This window comes from Nonomuraea sp. KM90, from assembly GCF_052246675.1.
Classification (GTDB): Bacteria; Actinomycetota; Actinomycetes; order Streptosporangiales; family Streptosporangiaceae; genus Nonomuraea.
Genome location: NZ_JBQQCB010000318.1, coordinates 1 through 2333, shown reverse-complemented (window position 1 = coordinate 2333; position 2333 = coordinate 1). Strand labels below are relative to the sequence as shown.

General features: G+C 66.9%; 3 protein-coding genes. All 3 read right to left on the bottom strand.

Annotated elements, in window-relative coordinates; genetic code table 11:
• Window positions 1-533, bottom strand: a 533-nt coding sequence (locus ACTWPW_RS63840) for an ABC transporter permease (RefSeq protein ID WP_443174984.1), incomplete at its 3' end; no start/stop codon positions are given.
• Window positions 530-1495 carry an ATP-binding cassette domain-containing protein gene (locus ACTWPW_RS63835; protein WP_443174983.1) on the bottom strand — a complete coding sequence of 322 codons (966 nt, stop codon included), beginning with the start codon at window positions 1493-1495 and terminating at the stop codon, window positions 530-532. The genes ACTWPW_RS63835 and ACTWPW_RS63840, both read right to left, overlap by 4 nt.
• A 103-nt stretch (window positions 1496-1598) precedes the next feature.
• Window positions 1599-2240, bottom strand: a complete 642-nt coding sequence (locus ACTWPW_RS63830; protein WP_443174982.1) for a PadR family transcriptional regulator — start codon at window positions 2238-2240, stop codon at window positions 1599-1601.
• Between the last annotated feature and the right edge of the window lie 93 nt (window positions 2241-2333).

Sequence of the window (2333 nt, the reverse complement as noted above, 5' to 3'; positions counted from 1 at the left end):
GAGAACACCAGCAGCAGCGCCACCGACAGCACCACCCCGACGGCGCCGCCCTCTGGCCGGAACCCGAGGACCAGTCCGAGCGTGATCACGATCGCCGACCCGATCGAGTAGCGCATCACATCGCCGAGCAGGGCGCCGACCAGCGGCGACGGTCGCCACACCGGAAGTGACCTGAACCTGTCGAAAACGCCTTTCTGGATGTCGGTGTTCAGCGTTATGCCGGTGTTCATGGTGATCATGACGTTCGCCTGCACCAGGATGCCGGGCAGCAGGAACTGCAGGTACTCCTGAGTCGACCCGGCGAGCGCCCCGCCGAACAGGTAGGTGAACATCAGCGTGAACATGATCGGGAACATGGTCACGTCGACGAGCTGCTCGGGCACGTGTTTGATCTTCAGCAAAGCGCGCCAGCCGAATGTCAACGAGGTGAGCACCGGGCCGGGGCGAGACGGCCGCTCGCCGGCCAACAGCACACTGCGCAGCGCGTCCTCGGTGACCGGCGCCGACGCCTGCTCTGCGGTCGTGGCATTCATGCGGCATCCTCCTCGGGTGTCTCCTCGGCGGCGTGTCCGGTCAGGGTGAGGAACACCTCGTCCAGGCTCGGCTGACCGAGCGCGAACTCGGTGACGTCGATGCCGCTGCGGGACAGCTCGGCCAGGGCGCGGGCGACCCGCTCGGGGTCGGAGATCCGCGCGGACAGCGCGGCCGGGTCGGCGGACGGCTCGGCCGGCACCTCGAGGACGCCGGCGAGGACCCGTTCGGCCTCGGCCCGCTGCTCGGGCGCACGTAGCCGTACGTGCAGCGAGCCGGCGCCGACCGATGCCTTGAGCTCGCCGCTCGAGCCCTCGGCGATGACCTTCCCGTGGTCGATCACCGCTATCCGGTCGGCGAGCTGGTCGGCCTCGTCGAGGTACTGAGTGGTCAGCAACACGGTGGCGCCCTCGGCGACCATGCCCCTGACGATCTCCCAGACCTGGTTCCTGCTGCGCGGGTCGAGCCCGGTGGTCGGCTCGTCGAGGAAGATCAGTTCGGGGGTGACGACCAGGCTCGCCGCGATGTCGATGCGCCGGCGCATCCCGCCGGAGTACTTCTTCACCTGCCGGTCGGCCGCCTCGGCGAGGCCGAACGCGTCGAGCAGGTCGGTCGCCCGCTCCCTGCCTCGGCGGCGTGAGTAGCCGAGCAGCCTGGCGAGCAGCAACAGGTTCTCCACCCCGGTGAGGTCCTCGTCGACCGACGCGAACTGCCCGGTGAGGCCCACCCTGCTTCGCACCGCCTGGGCGTCACGCACGACGTCGTAGCCGAGCACTTGCGCCTCTCCGGCGTCGGGGCGCAGGAGCGTGGCCAGCATGCGGATCGTGGTGGTCTTGCCCGCCCCGTTCGGACCGAGCACGCCGTACACGCCCCCGGCGCTCACGGCCAGGTCCACACCGGCGACCGCGTGGGTCTTGCCGAAGCTCTTCTTCAACCCTCTCGTCTCGATCGCGAGGTTTCTCATGGGTTCGATTCCTTCTCTCGGTGTTGCGAACGGATTGGTTGAGCTAGTCAAGTTTGACTACTTGGCCAGAGTACGCGGGGAGGAAACGTCTAGTCAAGGTTGATTAGAAGCGCATCTTGAGGGGATCGTGGACCGTTCGCCACGAACCCGGATCATCGGCCATGGTGTAGGCGCCCTCAGACAGTCGTTTGCTCAGGCTCTTCGCCCACTCCAGTTCGGTGCGTGCCTGTCCCGCCCATAGTTCGGCCTGGTCGCGGACGTGCTCGGGGGCGTCCCTATTGGGGTGCTCCCGCCACTTGGCCTGCTCTACGAGCTCCGCTTCCAGGCGCGCGACCCGCTCGTTAACCTGCGCGATGGCATCTGTCCTGGTCAGCATGGGCAACATGGCGATGGACGCGTTGAGCATGTCCGGGTCGTGGGTGCGCCGCAGACCGTCCCGGACCAGTTCGACCATCTCGTCACGCCCCCGAGCTGTCGCGCGGTACAGAACGCGCTCCGGCCCGGAGTTGCCCGGCTCGGCGTGTTCGGTGAGGAGGCCATCAGCCGCCGCCTTCTTCAGCGCGTGATAAATCGAGCCGGGCTTGATCTTGGCCCAACTCTCCGCACCCCAGCTCTGCAGTTCGGACCGCACCTGGTAGCCATGCGCGCCGCCGGAGAGGTGCACGATACCGAGTACCAGGAGCTTCGTCGCCGACGTGCGCCCACCTCCGCTCAACCCTCTCGTCTCGATCGCGAGGTTTCTCATGGGTTCGATTCCTTCTCTCGGTGTTGCGAACGGATTGGTTGAGCTAGTCAAGTTTGACTACTTGGCCAGAGTACGCGGGGAGGAAACGTCTAG

What these genes read in the sequence shown, in the direction of transcription:
- ACTWPW_RS63835 (WP_443174983.1), bottom strand. Translation starts at nt 1,495, where the DNA reads ATGAGAAACCTCGCGATCGAGACGAGAGGGTTGAAGAAGAGCTTCGGC.
- ACTWPW_RS63830 (WP_443174982.1), bottom strand. Translation starts at nt 2,240, where the DNA reads ATGAGAAACCTCGCGATCGAGACGAGAGGGTTGAGCGGAGGTGGGCGC.